The sequence below is a fragment of the Prevotella sp. khp7 genome, from assembly GCF_900109055.1.
Taxonomy (GTDB): domain Bacteria; phylum Bacteroidota; class Bacteroidia; order Bacteroidales; family Bacteroidaceae; genus Prevotella.
Map to the genome: position 1 here is coordinate 354,682 of NZ_FOIV01000001.1, position 18,473 is coordinate 373,154.

Genomic DNA, 18,473 nt, shown 5'->3' on the forward strand with positions numbered 1-18,473 from the left:
AGACGCTGGCAGAAGACTGCTATAATAATATGTTCGCGGGCTGCGAAAGCCTGACCACAGCGCCCAAACTGCCCGCCGAGACGCTGGCTAATGGGTGCTATTATGGCATGTTCCAAGACTGCATAAACCTGACCGCGGCACCCAAACTTCCCGCCACAACGTTGGCAGAAGAGTGCTATAGTGGCATGTTCTGGGGCTGCAAAAACCTGACCACAGCGCCAGAGCTGCCCGCCAAGACGCTGGCAGAATCGTGCTATTATTGGATGTTCTATGGCTGTAAGAAATTATCCAGCGTCACTTGCAAGGCTACGAATCTCAGTGCTGGCTGGTGCCTTAATGGCTGGCTCGAGGATGCGGGCACGGATGAATCCGTAACGACAAAGACGATTTATATCAATAGCGCTTATTCTGATTATATAGCAGCTATGAATAGCAATCTGGAAGGTACAGCTGATGATGACCAGATCAATACGAATGTGCCCTGGAAAAAAGGCATTAACGGCATTCCTGCTGGCTGGACCATCGCCGCCGCAGCAGCAGAATAACCCCGCCACGCAATAAAAACAGCAATCCCCCCAGCGTCGAGAAAGCGCTGGGGGAAAACTAAAAACAATAAACAAGATGAAACTGACAATCAAGAAACTTTCCTGTATGGCGTTGCTGGTGGCAATGACCATGATGCAGACATCGTGCGACGAACTGTTGGGCGAAACGGATAATCCGGCGCATGATGACGACCCCGCAAAAATAGCCGTAACGGCTGTGACGCTCGACGAGACGACACTTGAGATGGCTTATGGCAATGGTAAAGAGGTGACGCTCGAAGCGACGGTAAGTCCCGCTGACATTGAAGACTTTGATGTCACATGGTCGTCGTCTGACGAGAGTGTCGCCACGGTAGACGACGCGGGTGTGGTTCATGCCGTGGGCACAGGAACGGCTGTCATCACTGCCAAGGCGGGCAGCAAGAAGGCCACATGCGACGTCAGCGTGGTGGTCAACCTGGAGACACCGCTCACCTTCGAGGCTGCTGTGGATGGGGCGACCGTTAAGCTTAAAGAAGTCTTTTCCGATGTCGTTCCTAACGTAGAGTACTCGCTCGATGGCGGCATCACATGGAAGGACGACCTGACAGCGGCTGGCGTTACGCTGGCTGCTGCGGGCGACAAGATCTCGTTCCGAGGCACAAATGAGGCGTACGGAAGTGAATTTCTACACGATTGTCGTCAGTTCTTTCTCTCAGCCGAGACTTACGTTTATGGCAACGTGATGAGTCTGATAAACAAGGACAACTACCCCACCAACAAGACGTTGACAGCCGGCTATGCCTTCATGGGATTGTTCAATGGTCAAAATATGCTGAAGAACAAGGACGCTGATCACCATATATTCCTGCCCGCCACGACGCTGACAGAAGACTGCTATTATTGTATGTTCTCGAACTGCAATAACCTGACCGCAGCGCCAGAACTGCCCGCCACGGTGATGAAGAAAGAGTGCTATTATGGCATGTTCACGGCCTGCAAAAACCTGACCACAGCGCCAGAAGAACTGCCTGCCGAGACGCTGGCTGAACACTGCTATGATTCGATGTTCGAAGGCTGCGAAAACCTGACCACAGCGCCCAAACTGCCCGCCACGACAATGAAGAAAGCGTGCTATAGTAGTATGTTCAATGGCTGCAAAAACCTGACCACAGCACCAGAACTGCCCGCCACAATACTGGCTGAACACTGCTATGATTCGATGTTCGAAGACTGCGAAAGCCTGACCACGGCGCCAGAGCTGCCCGCCGAGACGCTGGCAGAACGCTGCTATTCTAGTATGTTCCAAGGCTGTAAGAAATTGTCCAGCGTTACTTGTAAGGCTACGGATCTCAGTGCTGGCTGGTGCCTTGCTCACTGGCTCGTTGATGCTGGCACAGATGAATCCGTAACGACAAAGACGATTTATATCAATAGCGCTTATTCTGATTATATAGCAGCTATGAATAGCAGTCTGGAGGGAACAGCTAATAATGCACAGATCAATGCGAATGTGCCCTGGATAAAAGGCAATAAAGGCATCCCCGCTGGCTGGACCATCGCCGCAGCAGCAGAATAACCCAACAGCGCAATAAAAAATCGATTCGATATTTTGCGAATTTCAATTCTTTTGTTTATCTTTGCAGCCGAAAATATATTCATCATGGTTGTAACATTCAATGAAGACTATCTGGAGAATCTCTATAGAAAAGGGGTTACAGGACTGAAGAAATACAGGTTTCAGCCCCAAATAGTCAGAGGATACCAGAAGGCTGTCAAGTACTTGATTCAGGCACAACGCAAAGAGGACTTGTATCCATTCAAATCGCTCCATTTCGAGGCACTTCACGGCGACAAGGAAGGGAGGTTCTCTGTTAGAGTCAACGATCAGTATCGTGTGGAATTCACCATCACGGAAACGGAAGATGAACCTGTGGTGACTATATGCAACATTATGGAATTGTCGAATCATTATAAATAGTAAGGTTATGGTTGAGATGCGTAATATTAAAAAGGGTAGAACTGCCAACGAAATGACGTCTTCAGAACTGATTCATCCAGGGGAGATGATTAAGGATGAGATCATGGCACGGGGACTTACTCAGAAGGAGTTGGCTCAGCAGATGGGAGTGTCGTATACAGTGTTTAACGAAATACTTAACGGCAAGCGTCCCGTAACCACGGAATACGCTTTAATGCTTGAGGCTGCTCTCGGCACTAATGCCAACATCTGGCTAGGACTGCAAGCAGACTATAACATGCAGAAGATTAAGCAAGACAAGTCGTTTATGAAGAAACTGGAGAAGATTCGCAAAATCGCAGCAGTGTTCTAAAGGACGCAATAAAAACAGCAATCCCCGCTCTGAACGCTCAGGACGGGGATTATTATTTTGTTAAGATTTCTCGCTTAAAGTAATACTTAAGGTACGGGTGGTCTCGGGGGTGACTCGATAGCGATGGTCGGGCCTGTGGCCTACGAGCCAGAGGATGTCGCCATTGGCGTTGACGACGACAAGCGTTCGACGCTTCTCGAGAAGCGACAGCTTACGATCAGTGAGGTAGTCGCTCACCAGCTTGCGCCCTTCCATGCCCAAGGGACAAAAAGCGTCGCCTTCCTGTACCAGACGGATGGTCAGCGGATACTGAACGTTTGCTGCATCGAGCGTTGCGCAATCAGCTGATTTTAAAATTGATACCTCTTCGGATTCCTTGAAAGAGAACAGTTTTTCGCCATTGAAGCGGTAGTTGCCTGATTCTGGCACCCTGAGAGGCTTCACAGGCTCGGAAACGGGCTCTAAGACGAGCGTACGGCGATCGATGAGCAGGACGTGACTGGGCGACAGGAACTCCCTACCCGGCTCGCCCATCAGCGCAGCCAGTATGCGCTCTATCTGTGAGGCATTGAAGCCATGGGGCGACAGCCACTCGAAGAGGAAAGACTCGGGCGACGGTTGTCGGAGAATTTCATCCGCAGAAATGGTCTGAGAGGCTGAAGAGGCGGTGCTGACGGCATTCTGCATGAATGCATCGTAGACTTTCTCGGCCTCACGGAGATAAGAGGCGGTTTTATCGATGTTTTCGACCGCTTTCGGGTTAAGCTGCTGTAAGAGCGGGATAACCTGCAAGCGTAGCTTGTTGCGCAGCACGATGGATTCGAGGTTTGTAGAGTCCGTGACATAATCCTGGGCGATGGAATCGAGGTATTCGAGCACTTCCTGACGGCTCACGCCCAGCAGCGGGCGCACCACGATGCCGTTCCGGGGACGGATGCCCGTGAGTCCGTGGATGCCCGAGCCCCGGAGCAGGTTCATCAGAAAGGTCTCGACGGCATCGTCGCGATGATGGGCCACGCACACCGTAGAGGCTCCGATATCCTGACAAAGACGCTCGAAATAGCCATAACGCAGCTCGCGAGCCGCCATCTCGATGCTTACTTGATGAACACGGGCGTATTCGTCTGTGTCAAAATGAATTAAGTGAAGCGGAACATTGAACGATTCGCAGAGATGCTTCACAAAAGCCTCGTCGCGGTCGCTCTCAGCGCCTCGTAAATGAAAATTACAGTGAGCAGCCTCGACACGATAGCCCAGAGCGATGAGAACGCGCAAGAGCGCCACGCTGTCGGCTCCCCCGCTCAGCGCCACGAGATGGAGCCCTGAGGGGTCGAGAAGCCTGTGCTTCGCGATGAAACCTGCTACTTTTCTCTTCATTTCCAAAAATTATTCTACATAGAGCACCAGGCCCTTGAGGTATTCGCCCTCGGGGTGGTAGATGTTGATGGGATGGTCAGCTGGCTGGTGAAGCTGGTGCAGGATGCGGACCTTGCGACCAGCCTGGGCCGCTGCCGTGAAGACGGCATTGCGGAAATGGTCCTTCGTGACAACCTGAGAACAGCTGAACGTGAAGAGGATGCCGCCTGGCTGAATCTTCTGGAAAGCCTTGTTGTTAAGGCGGGTATAGCCCTTCAGGGCGTTATGAAGCGCGCCGCGATGCTTGGCAAAGGCGGGCGGGTCGAGGATGATCAGGTCGTACTGGTCGCCAGCCTGCTCGAGATACTTGAACGCATCCTCGCAATAGGCCTGGTGGCGCTCGTCGCCCGGGAAGTTGAGCTCGACGTTGCGATTGGTGAGCTCGATGGCCTTGGCGCTGCTGTCGACGGAATGGACGAGGCGGGCGCCGCCACGCATGGCGTAGAACGAGAAGCCGCCCGTGTAGCAGAACATGTTGAGCACGCTCTTACCCTTGGCGAAACGCTCGAGCAAGGCACGGTTCTCGCGCTGATCGACGAAGAAGCCCGTCTTCTGCCCGCGCAGCCAGTCGACGTAGAACTTCAGGCCGTTCTCGAGGGCCACGTTGTCGTCGCTGCCACCATAGATGAAGCCGTTCTGCATCTCTTCCATGAAGGGCAGCGTGGTCTCGCTCTTATAATAGACGTTCTCGAGGCGCGAACCCATCACGCCGACCAGCTGCTCGGCAATCTGCTTGCGACAGAGATGCATGCCGATGCTGTGAGCCTGCATGACGGCCGTCTTGCCATAGACGTCGATGATGAGTCCGGGCAGGTTGTCGCCCTCGCCGTGAACCAGGCGATAGGTGTTGTTCTGAGGGTTGTCGGCGATGCCGATGGCCTGGCGCATCCTGAGCGCTGACGAGAGGCGCGAAGCCCAGAACCGGGCGTCGATGTCTACGTCGCTGAACGTCAGAACGCGGACAGCGATAGAGCCCTGCTGATAATGGCCCACAGCGATGAAATCGCCGTTAGCGGTTACTACACGCACGATGTCGCCCTCGGCGATGCCTTCGTCGGCATGCTGAATGGCGCCAGAGAACACCCAGGGATGGAATCTCAGCAGACTCTCCTCCTTACCTCGTTTCAGATATATCTGTTTCATCATTCTGTTTTGTTTCTTCTGCTACTACAACAAGTTCGTAATCGCCCGTCTGCTTCAGTCGCAGCATCTCGCGGTAAAGATTCACGCAAGCCCACGCGTCGAGGGCGGCATAGTGCTTCTGAGAGTCCTTCAGCACGTCGCGCTCCCAGTTGGACAGGCGCTCGGCCTTACTGATGCGGCCATTGAAGATATTGGCGTAGAGCTTCACCAGACTCTGGTCTTCGATGCCCAGCTCGCGGGCCATATCCTGAAGGTCGACAAACGTTCCGGGCTCGAACTCGCCCAGCTCGCGGAGCGACATCAGATCGTTGTTCCAGGCCAGGCCAACCTTGGTGACCGTCTTGTCGGAGAGCAGACGAACGATGGCTGGAGAGAGTCCGATGTGATTGAGACGGAACAGAAAGCAGCAGTCGTCGCTCGCAACCTGAAGGAGCGAACACTTGTAATGGACGCCCTTGCGGAAAGACGGACGTGTTTCGGTATCAAATCCAAGAACAGGTTGCGACAGCAGGTAATCGACGCTGCGCTCGGCTTCCTCAGCTGAAAGAACGACTACGGTCTTGCCCGTATACAGCACCCTTCGCAGGCTCGCAATCTTGCTCTTTTCGAACTTATTATATATTAACTTTTTCATTTCTGAGTGCAAAATTACAAAAAAAACTGCGATTTATGATGAAATCTGAGTTTTTTCAACTACTTTTGCAACAAAATATGCAAAAGAACAAGGAAATGGCCAAGAAAAAGAAAACCAGAAACGACAAAAACAGCTCCAGCCTGAGCGGTGTGCTGGGCTTTAAAGATATTTTCCTGAACGAAAGACTGAAATTCGTGTTTGGCGTGCTGCTGCTGGCAGTAGCCATCTACATGATGTTCGCCTTCATCTCGTATTTCACCACGGGAGAGGCTGACCAGAGCGTGATCGAAGACCCCAAGGAGGGCGAGCTGCTGAACCAGAATCACGAGTTCGCCAACACATGCGGCAGCATGGGAGCCTACGTCTCGTGGTACTTCATCAAGCGATGCTTCGGACTGTCGGCCTTCCTGGTGCCCGTGTTCATCTTCCTGCTGAGCATTCATCTCATCAAGGCCTATCGCGTAAACCTGCTGAAATGGTTCCTCTCGCTGATGGTGCTGATGGTGTGGAGCTCGGTGACGTTCGCTAAATTCCTCTCGCCGCTCTTCGTCGACGCAAGCTATAACCCCGGGGGCGACCACGGTATGTTTATCAGCCAATATATCGAGAATCTCATAGGTACGCCAGGACTTTCGGCGCTGCTGGCTCTGGTGGCCATCGCCTTCCTGACCTATCTGAGCGCTGAGACCATCTTCGTGATACGCAAGATTCTGAACCCGTCGAAGTTTATCGACAAGGTGAAGTTCAAGGTAACGAACAACGACCCCGACGAGCCCGTGGAGTCGTATGAGGCTCAGATGAACGAGGAGGAAGAGCTGGTTTACGACGACCCCGCCACGCAGACCGTGGAGTTCAAGAGCAACGGCGACGCTGTGGTGATAGACGAGGGCTATCAGAACGAAGACAACAACGTCATCAGAACCAAAAAGCCCGAAAGGCACAGAGTGGCTGACAGCGAGGAGATGATGATGGAGGTTGAGGTGGCCAAGGGCGACGAGGAAGAGGCCGACGCCAACACGCTCGTCGACGCAGACAGCATGGAGCCCTACGACCCCAAGCGCGACCTGGAGAACTACAGGTATCCGACGCTCGACCTGCTGAAGAAGTACGACAACGACGGAAAACCCTATATCGACATGGCGGAGCAGACGGCCAACAAGAACCGCATCGTCGAGGTGTTGCGCACCTTCGGCGTCGAGATTGCCAGCATCAAGGCTACCGTGGGTCCTACGATCACGCTCTACGAGATTACGCTGGCCCCTGGCGTGAGAATCTCGAAGGTACGCTCGCTCGAAGACGATATCGCGCTGAGCCTCTCGGCACTGGGCATCCGTATCATCGCGCCTATCCCTGGCAAGGGTACTATCGGTATCGAGGTGCCTAACGCCAAACCGTCGATCGTGTCGATGGAGTCGATCCTGAACTCGAAGAAGTTCCAGGAGAGCCAGATGGAACTGCCTTGTGCGGTGGGTAAGACGATTACCAACGAGGTATTCATGTTCGACCTGGCCAAAGCGCCCCACTTGCTTGTGGCTGGTGCCACAGGACAGGGTAAGTCTGTGGGACTGAACGCCATCGTGACCTCTTTATTATATAAGAAGCATCCGAGCGAGCTGAAGATCGTGCTCGTCGACCCCAAGAAGGTGGAGTTCTCGATATACAACCCGCTGATTAACCACTTCCTGGCAAAGGTGCCCGACGAGGATGCCGACCCCATCATCACTGACGTGACGAAGGTGGTGCGCACGCTCAACTCGCTATGTAAGCTGATGGATACACGATACGACCTGCTCAAGGAGGTTGGCGCGAGAAACATCAAGGAATACAACAAGAAGTTTATCGAGCGCAGGATTCCGCCTCGCAACGGACACGGATACATGCCGTATATCGTGGTCATCATCGATGAGTTCGGCGACCTGATTATGACGGCAGGAAAGGAGATCGAGCTGCCTATAGCCCGTATCGCACAGCTGGCGCGCGCGGTTGGTATCCACATGGTGATAGCCACTCAGCGACCTACGACGACCATCATCACTGGTAACATCAAGGCTAACTTCCCGGCCCGTATCGCCTTTAAGGTCTCTGCGGGCATCGACTCGAAGACCATCCTCGACCGTACGGGTGCCCAGCAGCTGATAGGTAAGGGCGATATGCTCTACCTGGGCGGCGCAGAGCCTATCCGTGTGCAGTGTGCCTTCGTGGATACGCCAGAGGTGGAGCGCATCAATGAGTTCATCGCCTCGCAGCAGAGCTTCAACATGCCGTTTGAGCTGCCAGAGCCTGATATGCCAGAGGCCGATATGGGCGGCATGGGCGAAAGGGATGTGGACATGCAGCACCTCGATCCGCTGTTTGAGGAAGCTGCCCACCTGATTGTGGTGAACCAGAGCGGAAGCACTTCGCTGATTCAGCGTAAGTTCGCTATCGGATACAACCGCGCAGGACGACTGATGGATCAGCTGGAGAAGGCTGGCGTCGTGGGCGCAGCGATGGGCTCGAAACCGCGTGAGGTGATGATTCAGGACGAGAACAGTCTGAACAACCTGCTCAACGCACTGAGGTGAAAAGTAAAAAGGTAAAAAGGTGAAAGGTAAAAAGGTAAAAAAGTAAAAAGAATAAGGATAATGAAAACAAACATGATCAAGATGGCAGTGATGGCGCTATTCACCATTCACTGTTCACTATTCACTGCAACGGCTCAGACAGCTAAGAGCGTGCTCGACAAGGCTGCCGCAAGCATCACGGTAAAAGAAGGCGTAAAGGCAAACTTCAGAATGTCGGGCACGCACGGAATGACAAACGGCTCGATCGCTATCAAAGGAAAGAAGTTCTACGCCACAACGCCACAGGCCACCATATGGTTTGACGGAAAGACCCAGTGGACCTATATGAAGAATAACGACGAGGTGAACATCAGCACGCCAACAGAGGCACAGCTGCAGGCTATCAACCCCTACAACTTCATCAACCTCTATAAGAAGGGCTACAACTATACCTTGAACAAGTCGGGAAAGGACTATGTGGTGCATCTTACTGCGGCGACTGCTGACAAGAAAATCAAAGAACTGTTTATCAGCGTCAGCAAAACGACGTATCAGCCTACTCAAGTAAAAATGCTACAGGGAAAGAAGTGGACCATCTTCGACATCACAAACCTGAAGAAGCAGGCTATCAGCGACAGCCAGTTCCGCTTCAACTCGAAAGATTTCCCACAGGCAGAAGTTATTGATCTCAGATAATACCCCTCTTCGACAATATGAACAGATTCCAACTATACAAGTTACTCCGTAAGAACACAACCCTGAGTTATAAGCGCAGTCCGGCATTCGAACAGAACAAGTGGGCCAAGGCCATTATCTATGTGGGCGGCGCCTTTTTCGCCATCTATCTCATTATGTACGGAACGCTGATCGGTATGACCGCAGAAGGCGATGTTGGCACGATGATAGCAGCCATGACCCTTGTGATGCCTATCGACTTCATGCTGAGATTCATCGTTCAGACCACTCCGGGCATGATGGTGAAACCGTATATCCTGCAGCCTATCTCGCGCTATACGGCCATCGAGTGCTTCCTCATATCTGAGCATGTGAGTGCCTACAACCTGTTGTGGTTGGCGATGTTCATCCCCTACTCTGTCATCATCCTGGTGGGCGGAGCTGGCTTCGGACCTATGCTGCTCGAACTGCTGACTGTAGAGCTGCTGATTATCTTCAACAGTCAGATCTATCTCTTCTTCCGCACGCTCATCAATCGCAACGTGCTGTGGTTCATCCCTGCTGCCGCATTCTATGCGCTGCCCTTCAGTCCTGCGCTGATCACGATGAACAAGAAGGTGATCAACAAAATGATCGATACCTATATTGAGGTTGGCACAAGCTGGTACTTCATCCTTATCGTTCTGGCGCTGATTGTCGCGCTGTTCTTCATCAACCGCTGGTTCCAGTTCAAATATGTCTACGAGGAGATTTCGAAGAAGGAGGAGCGCAAACTGAAGCACGTATCGCAGTTCAGTTTCCTGAACCGTTTCGGCATCGTGGGAGAATACCTGAAGATCGAACTGAAGTCGAACATGCGCAACAAGACCATGCGCTCGCGTTGTATCATCAGTCTGACGGTGGTGATCTTCTTCTCGCTGATCATTGCCTATACAGAAATCTATAACGGGGAACTGGCGCTGAACTTCTGGGGTATGTACTGCTTTGCTATCTACGGCATCACGGTCTTGGTGAAGATCATGGGTCAGGAGGGCAACTATATCGACTTGCTGATGACACATCGCGAAAACATCATCGCCGTGCTCGAGGCTAAGTACTGGTTCTATACCGCCGTACTCGTCATCCCATTCTTCATCATGCTGCCTGCCGTGTTTACTGGCAAATACAGCGTGCTGATGCTGCTGGCATATATGCTGATGACTGCAGGACTGCTGCACTTCATCATCTTCCAGTTGGCTGTCTACAACAAACAGACGCTGCCGCTTCAGCAGAAGATGACGGCCAAAGGAAACTTTGAGAACGGCAGACAGCTGGCTATCGAACTGACGGCTCTCATCGGACCTATCGTGTTGACGAGCATAGGACTCTATACCATCGGGATGACGAACACTTATCTCGTCATGATTGGCATCGGAGGCGCCTTCGTCGCAACACATAAATTATGGATCAGAAACATCTATAAGCGCATGATGGAGCGCAGATATGAGAACTTAGAAGGTTTCCACGGCACAAGACAATAACTTTTTTGAAGAAAATCGCCAAAAAGTTTGGTGGAATCAAAAAAAGTGCGTACCTTTGCACCCGCAAAACAAAAATGATGCACCCGTAGCTCAGTTGGTAGAGCACCTGACTCTTAATCAGGGTGTCCAGAGTTCGAGCCTCTGCGGGTGTACAAAAGGGAGGAAAGAAACCTCCTTTCATCATGAAAAGGGATGCACCCGTAGCTCAGTTGGTAGAGCACCTGACTCTTAATCAGGGTGTCCAGAGTTCGAGCCTCTGCGGGTGTACAAAGAGTTAGAGAGAGATGAGTTTTAAAAAGACTTGTCTCTCTATTTTTTTACTAAATTATCAAAACCGTATGATTAACAAGAAACTGAAGGCTGCCGCAATTCTTATGATTATTCACGGCGCTATGATTGAAGCGATTCCTTCGCTGCTGATGATGCCCTCTATCGCCTCAGGCCTTGGCGGGACAGAAATGCCCCCTATCTTTGCCATCGACTTCTTTAAGGACAATCTGATGCTGATGATGCCTATGGCCGTTATGTTTGGTATCACAAGGGTTATTGGCGCGATGGGCGTACTGAAAAACAGAATGTGGGGATTCTACCTCTCTGTGATAAACTGTGTGATAACCATGAACCTGATGCTGTTCATGATTCCTGCAGGAATAGCAGACGGCATCCTGGCATGCTCGGCACTGATACTGTTGCTGACAGGATACTTCGGAAAGCAGACCATCAGATAATACAAAAAAACAGAGGCATCCCCAAAAGGAATGCCTCTATTTCAATAACAACAATAACCTTATTATATTGTGATTCTTACTTGTTGAGACCACGATTGTTGATGGTGGCGTTCAGCAGACGAAGGTAAGTGTGCATCTGATCCTCATCGAGTACACGACGCATGCTCTTAACATCGTTCTTGATAGCCTTCTCAACCATTGAGTCGCGATCGCTGTTACCATAGTGAGCAGCAAACATCAGCTCTGAAGCGAAAGTCTTGTGAATGTTCTCTACAGCGTCCTTCTGGAAACCGTCCAGCTTCAGGGTCTGAGCGAGCTTGTCGCAATTAATGTTCAACTCGTAAGCCTCTGCGTTCTTAACCTCGGCTACTTTCTCGTCCTCAGCAAATGCGGTTGTCATACTCAGCATTGCTACCATTGTCAAAATCATCTTTTTCATCTTTTTACCTTTCTTTCTTTACTCGGAACGGTGTGTCGAGCCGCCCTACTTTAATAATTAATTTGTTATCCTTATGTCTTTTGACGGTGCAAAGGTACAACGATTTTTGATACTGAACAAACAATTTGTGAGTTTGTGTGCGAACACAGCCTTTTTATTGATACAAATCAAATATCCTATATCATTAGAATTTTTTAATCAAATTCAAATAAACCTTTGGTAATTACAAATAAAAGTGTTACCTTTGCACGGTTTTAAATAACAACTTATAATCAACCAACATAGAATAACTTTATTATTTATGAAAAAAATCATTACCTGCCTATTATTGGCTAGTACAGTTGCCGCCTCGGCACAAATCGCCCGTTTCTCGGGCAAGTCAGCTTTGGAAGAAATTACGGAAGACAAGTTCTTGGCTGCTGGTAACATGGTCGACTACGACCGTCTGCCCAAAGGCAAGCTGACACCTACCCCTAAAGGTTACGAACCTTATTATTTCTCACACTACGGTCGTCATGGAGCACGCTATCTGCTCGAAGAGAACGATTATGCCATGCCCGTACAGACGCTGCGCAAAGCAAAGTTCGCAGGCAAGCTGACACCTCTGGGTGACAAGGTGCTGGCAAAACTAGACTCAATGCAGAAGACTACAAAGGATCGTCTGGGCGACCTGACGGCTGTTGGTCAGCGTCAGCATCACGGCATCGCCAAGCGTATGACTCAGAACTTCCCAGAGATTTTCAAGAGTCCCAACCTGCCCATACATTCTGTATCTACAACCTCTATCCGCGCTATCATCTCAATGATGGCAGAGTGTGAGGAGTTTCAGGCTGCCAACCCTTCGGCTCGTATCTACAACGATGCCAGCAAGGCTGATATGTTCTATATGAACTATTCGCCCTCACGTCAAGGTGGCGGCGGTGGCGGTATGCCTCAGATGAACGTCATGAGGGCTATGCAGAAGCAGCAGGCCATGAGCGACAGCCTGAAGCATCCAGAACGCCTGATGGAGCAGCTCTTCAACGATCAGCACTGGGTATATCTGAATGTACAGACGGGATCGCTGATGAGTAAGATCGCTGATGTTGCACTCAACATGCAAAGCCATGATGGCGACGACTCGCTGCTGGAACTGTTTACTCCTGAAGAGTTGCGCGACTTGTGGCGCAGCAACAACCTCTATTGGTATATCCTCTACAGCAACGCGCCTCAGACGGGACACAAGATGCCCTGGAACCAGAAGAACTTGCTGAAGAACATTATCGAGACTGCTGACACCGTAACCCAGGTTCAGGCTTCGCTCAGATTCGGACATGATACCGTCGTGCTGCCTCTGGCTTGTATGCTCGACCTCGACGGAAGCGCTGTATCAGTGGACAATCTCGACGAACTCGAGAATTCGTTCCGAAACTATTATCTGATTCCTACAGGCAGCAACGTACAGTTTATCTTCTATCGCCCCAAGAAAGATAAGGATGGCGAAAAGCTGGTGAAGGTATTGCTGAACGAGCGCGAAGCAAAGCTACCACTCGAGACCGACAACTGGCCCTACTACAAATGGTCGGACGTTCGCGAATATTATCTGGCACTATTAAACAAGTAAGGTATAGCCCTTCGATAAAAGAAAGAGAGCAGCCCTCGTCGGGACTGCTCTCTTTTCTGTTTAACAAATAGGGGAACTCCTATCGACATATAGGGAATACCCCTAGGCTGTGTTATGAAGAACCAATACCTTTGCAGTAGTAATAAAACAAACAGTGAAAGTATGAAACAGCTATTTGCAACTCTACTCATGATGCTCTTCGCATCAACCGTCTCAGCCAGTCAGGTTGGCGTCTACTGCATGATGGCCGCCGAGGGAACGGAAGTCTATTCCGACAATAATATCCGACTGAAGATTGTACTGACAACAGACGGCACAGCCCTCCTCGAAATCTCGAACCTTACCAGCAAGATCATCTACGTAGACCGAGGCCGTTCGTTCTCATGGGTCAACGGCATGTCGAGACCTCTGGATATTTCGCCCTTCTACGAGAACCGTCTACAGGCCATAGCTCCTCACGGCACCACACCAATCTATGTATGGGAACATCTGCCACTATTGCTTAATCCTGATATGATATATATAGGTAAACCCAGCGAATGGTTCTCAAAGCGCTGTAAGGGTAAGTTTCTGGATACAGGGAGGAAGTTCACCAAGGGGAGCAAACGTCGCTACACTCGTAACAGGACACCATTATTGCTGGGGGCCGACATACAATATAGTTTCAAGGAACTTGGCGAGCCTGAGACCAGAGCTACGGTGTCTGACTATGTAGAGACCATCAGAATCGACTCACGCAACTATGTGAGCAAATATGGCCGACTGCAACAGACCAATATGTTCTCAAAGCCCTGCTTTGCCTTTCGCAGCGGCAAGTCCACGGGTACGATTCTTGGCGAATGCTTAAGCGTTGCCGCAGTAGCGGGAGTGGTTCTTATCTGTACCGCAGCAACACCAGATGAGCCTGATTTTGATTGGTAAACGATAAAAGAAAGAGATTTCAACGAAAAAAAGAGGTCTAAAATTTGCATGTACCAAATAAAATGAGTACTTTTGCACCCGCTAAAGGTGATTGCCGATATGGCTCAGTTGGTAGAGCAACGCATTCGTAATGCGTGGGTCCCCGGTTCGAGTCCGGGTATCGGCTCATAAGGAATAATCAGAAACTTTATTTATTGCGGAATTAGCACATCGGTAGTGCACGGGCTTCCCAAGCCTGGGAGGCGGGTTCGATTCCCGTATTCCGCTCTTCCGAGGGTGGCTCGATTCAACCACAATGTAAAGAAAGCATGCTTAAAAAAGCGCCTCTCTGTCTGCTCAATCTAGAGAAACAGAGAGGCGTTTTTATGGTGTTTGGGAGTTTCCTTACGACTAACTAGCAGTTTCCTTACGACTAACTGGGAGTTTCCTTACGACTAACTAGGAGTTTCCTTACGACTAACTGGGAGTTTAGACGTCACAAACCTGGTGTTTGGATAGGACTTTCTAGTCGTCTGTTTACAAAGACGGCATTATTCCGAGTCGCATTGTGGCAATGTTTTACCACGAGTGGGCACCACCCACTTTGGCAGATTGCCATCGTTATCTCAGTCGGAGGCCTTCGCCAACAAATATCTGATGGTCGGGCTCCAAATGGTTCAGCTTATAAAGGCTCTTCAGGCGGATGCCATACTTCTGGGAGATAGAGTACATAGACTCGCCAGGCTGAACATAATGCAGACGCCCCTTATAATCCTTAGGCGCTTTCTTCTGCTTCTTCTTCAGCCAGATAATCTCACCCTCTTCAAGCTGGTCCTTTCTGTTTCGCTCGTTGTATCTGGCAATCTTACGATAGCTGATGCCTATTTCCTGACCTATAGTCTTAAAAGTGTCACCACGACGAGCTACAAGATAGTAGTTCTTGTTGAAGATACGGATGATATGCAGACTGGCACCATTAATCTGCTGATCCTTAGTGCGCTGCGACATAAACTTATCGTAGCCCTTGGCATTATCGTACTGGTCGAGCTTATAAAACTGGATTATCTCTATCAGTTTATTGGCATACTGAGGATTGGTAGCATAGCCTGCGGCTTTCAAACCTCGCGCCCACCCTTTATAATCGGTAACGCCCAGCTGGAACAGCTGACTATAGCGGCGACTGCCTGCAAGGAAACGGGAATGATCCTCGTAAGACTCATAGGCTGAGCTATAGGCTCGAAAACACTCACCACGAGCATCGTCGTCATGATAGCTGGTTGGCCCCGTCCAATCATTATGGCACTTAATTCCAAAGTGGTTGTTAGCCTTACGGGTAAGTTCACTACGCCCCGCCCCACTCTCAAGAAGACCTTGAGCCAGCGTAATAGAAGCAGGAATCTTATATCGCTGCATCTGCTCGATGGCGATATCCTTATATTGGTCGATATATTGCTGATAAGCCTGATTCCATCGCACCTGGGCAGAAGCACCCAAGGCCAAGAATAAAGCAGTAGTTATAAAAAATTTCCTCATAGACCTGATATTTCTCTGCAAAAGTAGTGATTTCTCTTGAATTATTCGTAAATTTGCCGAAAAATAACGATTTTTATGAAGGAACTCGAACTGAAATCAGTCATCAAAGTCTGCCAGATGGAGGAATTGACTCAAGAAGAGCAGCATTTGATTGAGCTGGCCATTGAAGGCACAAACCGCAGCTATGCCCCCTACTCAAAGTTTCACGTTGGCGCTGGTGTCAGACTTGACAACGGTGTGGAGATTATAGGATGTAATCAGGAAAATGCTGCTTATCCCTCGGGACTTTGTGCTGAGCGTACGGCGTTGTTTGCCGCAGGCGCCCAATATCCAGACGTTCCTGTAAGAATGCTGGCGATTGCCGCTCGAGGAACAAATGGGAAGTTAGTAGAAGAGCCTGTTGGTCCTTGTGGAAGTTGTCGCCAGGTGATTATCGAGTCGGAAACGCGTGCAGGAGGCCCTATCCGCATCTTACTCTACGGGCAGAAGCACATCTATGTGATTGATGGAATCAGAAAACTGATGCCGCTCACATTCTCTGAGTTCTAATAGCATCCTAATCCTACAGCTGGCGATTGAGGCAAGAGATGGAAATCGTAATACAGATTATCTTCGTCGATTGTCACAAAATGTTTCGTACCTTGTATAGAGTCGCTGGATGATTCCCAGATAATCTGCTCGTAATGCTCCGCGTCTTCTACCTTTGGCGTACGAAGCAGACTATTACTGAAATGATAGACAAACGGCGTATCATCGTTTTTCTGAGAGCCCAGCACCACATCATCTTCATAACCTGTGATGATACTCGCTTCACAAGCGAAACGACGTAAAGGCGAATCTTGATTTGAAAGGAAAAGTGCTGCACCTCGATTGGCAGAGAAAGGATAGAACTGACCAATAGTACAGTTTTTAATATCTACCTCACCACCCGATATCGACAAACAAGGCCCTAAGGTGTTTGTGAGCTGACATCTCTCCAGAAGTGCACGAGTATGTTTCAACTCTACTCCCGAGCCCTTACAATTATGGACCACACACTGCATCATTATAAGATGGGCGGTGTCATCTACAACTTCAGAATCACAGACGATACCGTTTTCAGGATTACGGATTTCGGTATTAATCAGTATATTGTCTGTGGAAGAGGCATAAAAGCGAACTCCCTTCCACTGACCGCTAACACGATCGTAAGGCAGATAAGAGAACATACGGTCGAGGCGATCACCTCGCATCAGACAATTCTCTGTGTTCAGGCTGCCATAGACCTCTAAACCCGAACCATCGTGAAAATAAAGTGTAGTATTTCGAATGGTAAGTTTGACGCCTTCCATCACTTTCATATCGCCGTATATAATATAAGGTACGCGAGAATCAATTACAGAATCTCTCGTAATGACTGGCGAATAGAGCTTCACGGCATCCCATGTCCAAGCCCTTAAAGCCACTTTCTGCTCTACACCACTCTCCAAGTCAAACAACAAATCGTCTTCTACCAAAGTCGGCTCCTCGCGAAAAGCCTCTGGTGCCGTCAGTTCCACGAAAACAAGGATACTGTCATTCTTACGAATCTCAACATCGCTGGTCTGCGAACCATTGGCATTATCAAGATAGACGCCATCAACATTCACACGATAGCCAGACTGATTGCCTCGCTTCAAACGTACAGCCTGCAAACGGAGCCCATCATTATTGCGATTATACACCCAGAAAGAGTATGTTGAAGAAGGGGTACGGCTGAAAACGGTGTCGAGTTTCAGGGTATCAACCGAGAAAGACAACTTGAGTGATGAGCTTGTAGAAAACGAGTCTTCGTCTGCACAAGCCACAAGCAGTAGGATAATCAGAAAATAAAAAATCCGTCTCATCGTATAGATAAAACGGATTCGCTATAGAATTATTGTATGACTACTTACCGAAATAGCGCTTCAGCAGGCCAGCAAAGCCAGCACCATGACGGGCTTCATCCTTAGCCATCTCATGAACGGTATCGTGAATGGCATCAAAGCCAGCAGCCTTAGCGTTCTTGGCAATACGAAACTTGTCCTCACAAGCACCAGCTTCAGCAGCAGCACGCTTCTCGAGATTAGTCTTAGTATCCCATACACATTCGCCCAGCAACTCTGCAAAACGAGATGCATGGTCAGCCTCCTCAAACGCATAACGCTTGAAAGCCTCGGCAATCTCAGGATAGCCCTCACGGTCAGCCTGACGAGCCATAGCCAGATACATACCAACCTCGCCGCACTCGCCATTGAAATGGTTGCGAAGATCGTCTATCATCTCCTGTGACACACCCTCAGGCTTACCATCACCAATACGATGAACGGTAGCATATGTGGTTTCACCATCTTCCTTCAGTTCTGAAAACTTTGAAGCAGGAGCTTTACAAATTGGGCACTTCTCGGGAGCAGCATCGCCTTCATAGATATATCCACAAACGGCGCAAATAAACTTTTTCTTCATAATCGTATTTGTTTAGTTA

The 18,473-nt window shown here is 49.8% G+C and carries 18 protein-coding genes and 4 tRNA genes; 15 read left to right on the plus strand and 7 right to left on the minus strand.

Annotated elements, in window-relative coordinates; genetic code table 11:
• The 4 genes from BMX82_RS01520 to BMX82_RS01535 all read left to right on the plus strand — a co-directional run.
• Window positions 1–545, plus strand: a 545-nt coding sequence (locus BMX82_RS01520; protein ID WP_218142010.1) for a hypothetical protein, incomplete at its 5' end; no start/stop codon positions are given.
• Between the two features lie 76 nt (window positions 546–621).
• The gene (locus tag BMX82_RS01525; RefSeq protein WP_091765462.1) at window positions 622–2,103 is read left to right on the plus strand and encodes an Ig-like domain-containing protein; all 1,482 of its coding nucleotides are present in this window, start codon (window positions 622–624) and stop codon (window positions 2,101–2,103) included.
• A gap of 84 nt (window positions 2,104–2,187) precedes the next feature.
• Window positions 2,188–2,505 (plus strand): type II toxin-antitoxin system RelE/ParE family toxin, encoded by a 318-nt coding sequence (locus BMX82_RS01530; RefSeq protein WP_091765465.1) that lies wholly within the window; start codon window positions 2,188–2,190, stop codon window positions 2,503–2,505.
• A gap of 52 nt (window positions 2,506–2,557) precedes the next feature.
• Entirely contained in the window at window positions 2,558–2,857 is a 300-nt protein-coding gene (locus BMX82_RS01535; protein ID WP_255396525.1) for a HigA family addiction module antitoxin, read from the plus strand.
• Window positions 2,858–2,917: 60 nt separating this feature from the next.
• On the opposite strand, the gene tilS is transcribed toward BMX82_RS01535, so the two are convergent.
• From tilS to BMX82_RS01550, 3 genes are all read right to left on the minus strand, one after another.
• Complete coding sequence (gene tilS / locus BMX82_RS01540) at window positions 2,918–4,168, minus strand: tRNA lysidine(34) synthetase TilS (RefSeq protein WP_255396526.1); 1,251 nt, start codon at window positions 4,166–4,168, stop codon at window positions 2,918–2,920.
• Window positions 4,169–4,243: 75 nt separating this feature from the next.
• The gene (locus BMX82_RS01545; RefSeq protein WP_036912456.1) at window positions 4,244–5,419 is read right to left on the minus strand and encodes a class I SAM-dependent rRNA methyltransferase; all 1,176 of its coding nucleotides are present in this window, start codon (window positions 5,417–5,419) and stop codon (window positions 4,244–4,246) included.
• Window positions 5,388–6,050 carry a 3'-5' exonuclease gene (locus BMX82_RS01550; protein WP_036912458.1) on the minus strand — a complete coding sequence of 221 codons (663 nt, stop codon included), beginning with the start codon at window positions 6,048–6,050 and terminating at the stop codon, window positions 5,388–5,390. Before BMX82_RS01550 ends, BMX82_RS01545 begins: the two co-directional genes overlap by 32 nt.
• 95 nt (window positions 6,051–6,145) lie before the next feature.
• Here BMX82_RS01550 and BMX82_RS01555 point away from each other — a divergent pair, with 95 nt between their 5' ends.
• The 6 genes from BMX82_RS01555 to BMX82_RS01580 all read left to right on the plus strand — a co-directional run bounded on the left by BMX82_RS01555 (window position 6,146) and on the right by BMX82_RS01580 (window position 11,516).
• Window positions 6,146–8,614 (plus strand): FtsK/SpoIIIE family DNA translocase, encoded by a 2,469-nt coding sequence (locus BMX82_RS01555; protein WP_091766219.1) that lies wholly within the window; start codon window positions 6,146–6,148, stop codon window positions 8,612–8,614.
• 60 nt (window positions 8,615–8,674) lie between these two features.
• Window positions 8,675–9,289 (plus strand): outer membrane lipoprotein periplasmic chaperone LolA1, encoded by a 615-nt coding sequence (locus BMX82_RS01560; RefSeq protein WP_255396527.1) that lies wholly within the window; start codon window positions 8,675–8,677, stop codon window positions 9,287–9,289.
• A gap of 17 nt (window positions 9,290–9,306) precedes the next feature.
• Window positions 9,307–10,788, plus strand: a complete 1,482-nt coding sequence (locus tag BMX82_RS01565) for a DUF5687 family protein (protein WP_091765470.1) — start codon at window positions 9,307–9,309, stop codon at window positions 10,786–10,788.
• Window positions 10,789–10,867: 79 nt separating this feature from the next.
• A tRNA-Lys gene (locus BMX82_RS01570) sits at window positions 10,868–10,940 on the plus strand.
• A gap of 42 nt (window positions 10,941–10,982) precedes the next feature.
• A tRNA-Lys gene (locus BMX82_RS01575) sits at window positions 10,983–11,055 on the plus strand.
• Between the two features lie 71 nt (window positions 11,056–11,126).
• The gene (locus tag BMX82_RS01580) at window positions 11,127–11,516 is read left to right on the plus strand and encodes a hypothetical protein (protein WP_091765472.1); all 390 of its coding nucleotides are present in this window, start codon (window positions 11,127–11,129) and stop codon (window positions 11,514–11,516) included.
• 76 nt (window positions 11,517–11,592) lie between these two features.
• On the opposite strand, the gene BMX82_RS01585 is transcribed toward BMX82_RS01580, so the two are convergent.
• Window positions 11,593–11,955 (minus strand): hypothetical protein, encoded by a 363-nt coding sequence (locus BMX82_RS01585; RefSeq protein WP_036912466.1) that lies wholly within the window; start codon window positions 11,953–11,955, stop codon window positions 11,593–11,595.
• Window positions 11,956–12,256: 301 nt separating this feature from the next.
• Between BMX82_RS01585 and BMX82_RS01590 the strand changes: the two genes are divergently transcribed.
• The 4 genes from BMX82_RS01590 (at window position 12,257) to BMX82_RS01605 (ending at window position 14,746) form a co-directional block, all read left to right on the plus strand.
• Window positions 12,257–13,558: a histidine-type phosphatase gene (locus tag BMX82_RS01590; protein WP_036912469.1), complete on the plus strand. Its 1,302-nt coding sequence runs from the start codon at window positions 12,257–12,259 to the stop codon at window positions 13,556–13,558.
• 162 nt (window positions 13,559–13,720) lie between these two features.
• Window positions 13,721–14,479: a hypothetical protein gene (locus tag BMX82_RS01595; protein WP_091765475.1), complete on the plus strand. Its 759-nt coding sequence runs from the start codon at window positions 13,721–13,723 to the stop codon at window positions 14,477–14,479.
• A 93-nt stretch (window positions 14,480–14,572) separates the two neighbouring features.
• Window positions 14,573–14,645 (plus strand) — tRNA-Thr (locus tag BMX82_RS01600).
• A gap of 30 nt (window positions 14,646–14,675) precedes the next feature.
• Window positions 14,676–14,746 (plus strand) — tRNA-Gly (locus BMX82_RS01605).
• Between the two features lie 333 nt (window positions 14,747–15,079).
• On the opposite strand, the gene BMX82_RS01610 is transcribed toward BMX82_RS01605, so the two are convergent.
• Window positions 15,080–15,991 (minus strand): glucosaminidase domain-containing protein, encoded by a 912-nt coding sequence (locus tag BMX82_RS01610; RefSeq protein WP_091765478.1) that lies wholly within the window; start codon window positions 15,989–15,991, stop codon window positions 15,080–15,082.
• Window positions 15,992–16,066: 75 nt separating this feature from the next.
• Here BMX82_RS01610 and BMX82_RS01615 point away from each other — a divergent pair, with 75 nt between their 5' ends.
• Window positions 16,067–16,540: a cytidine deaminase gene (locus tag BMX82_RS01615; protein WP_036912477.1), complete on the plus strand. Its 474-nt coding sequence runs from the start codon at window positions 16,067–16,069 to the stop codon at window positions 16,538–16,540.
• Here the strand turns inward: BMX82_RS01615 and BMX82_RS01620 are convergent.
• Together BMX82_RS01620 and BMX82_RS01625 are read right to left on the minus strand one after the other, a co-directional pair.
• The gene (locus BMX82_RS01620) at window positions 16,537–17,856 is read right to left on the minus strand and encodes a right-handed parallel beta-helix repeat-containing protein (protein ID WP_143058292.1); all 1,320 of its coding nucleotides are present in this window, start codon (window positions 17,854–17,856) and stop codon (window positions 16,537–16,539) included. The genes BMX82_RS01615 and BMX82_RS01620 overlap by 4 nt on opposite strands.
• Window positions 17,857–17,896: 40 nt before the next feature.
• Window positions 17,897–18,454, minus strand: a complete 558-nt coding sequence (locus BMX82_RS01625) for an NADH peroxidase (RefSeq protein WP_036912480.1) — start codon at window positions 18,452–18,454, stop codon at window positions 17,897–17,899.
• Window positions 18,455–18,473 lie beyond the last annotated feature (19 nt).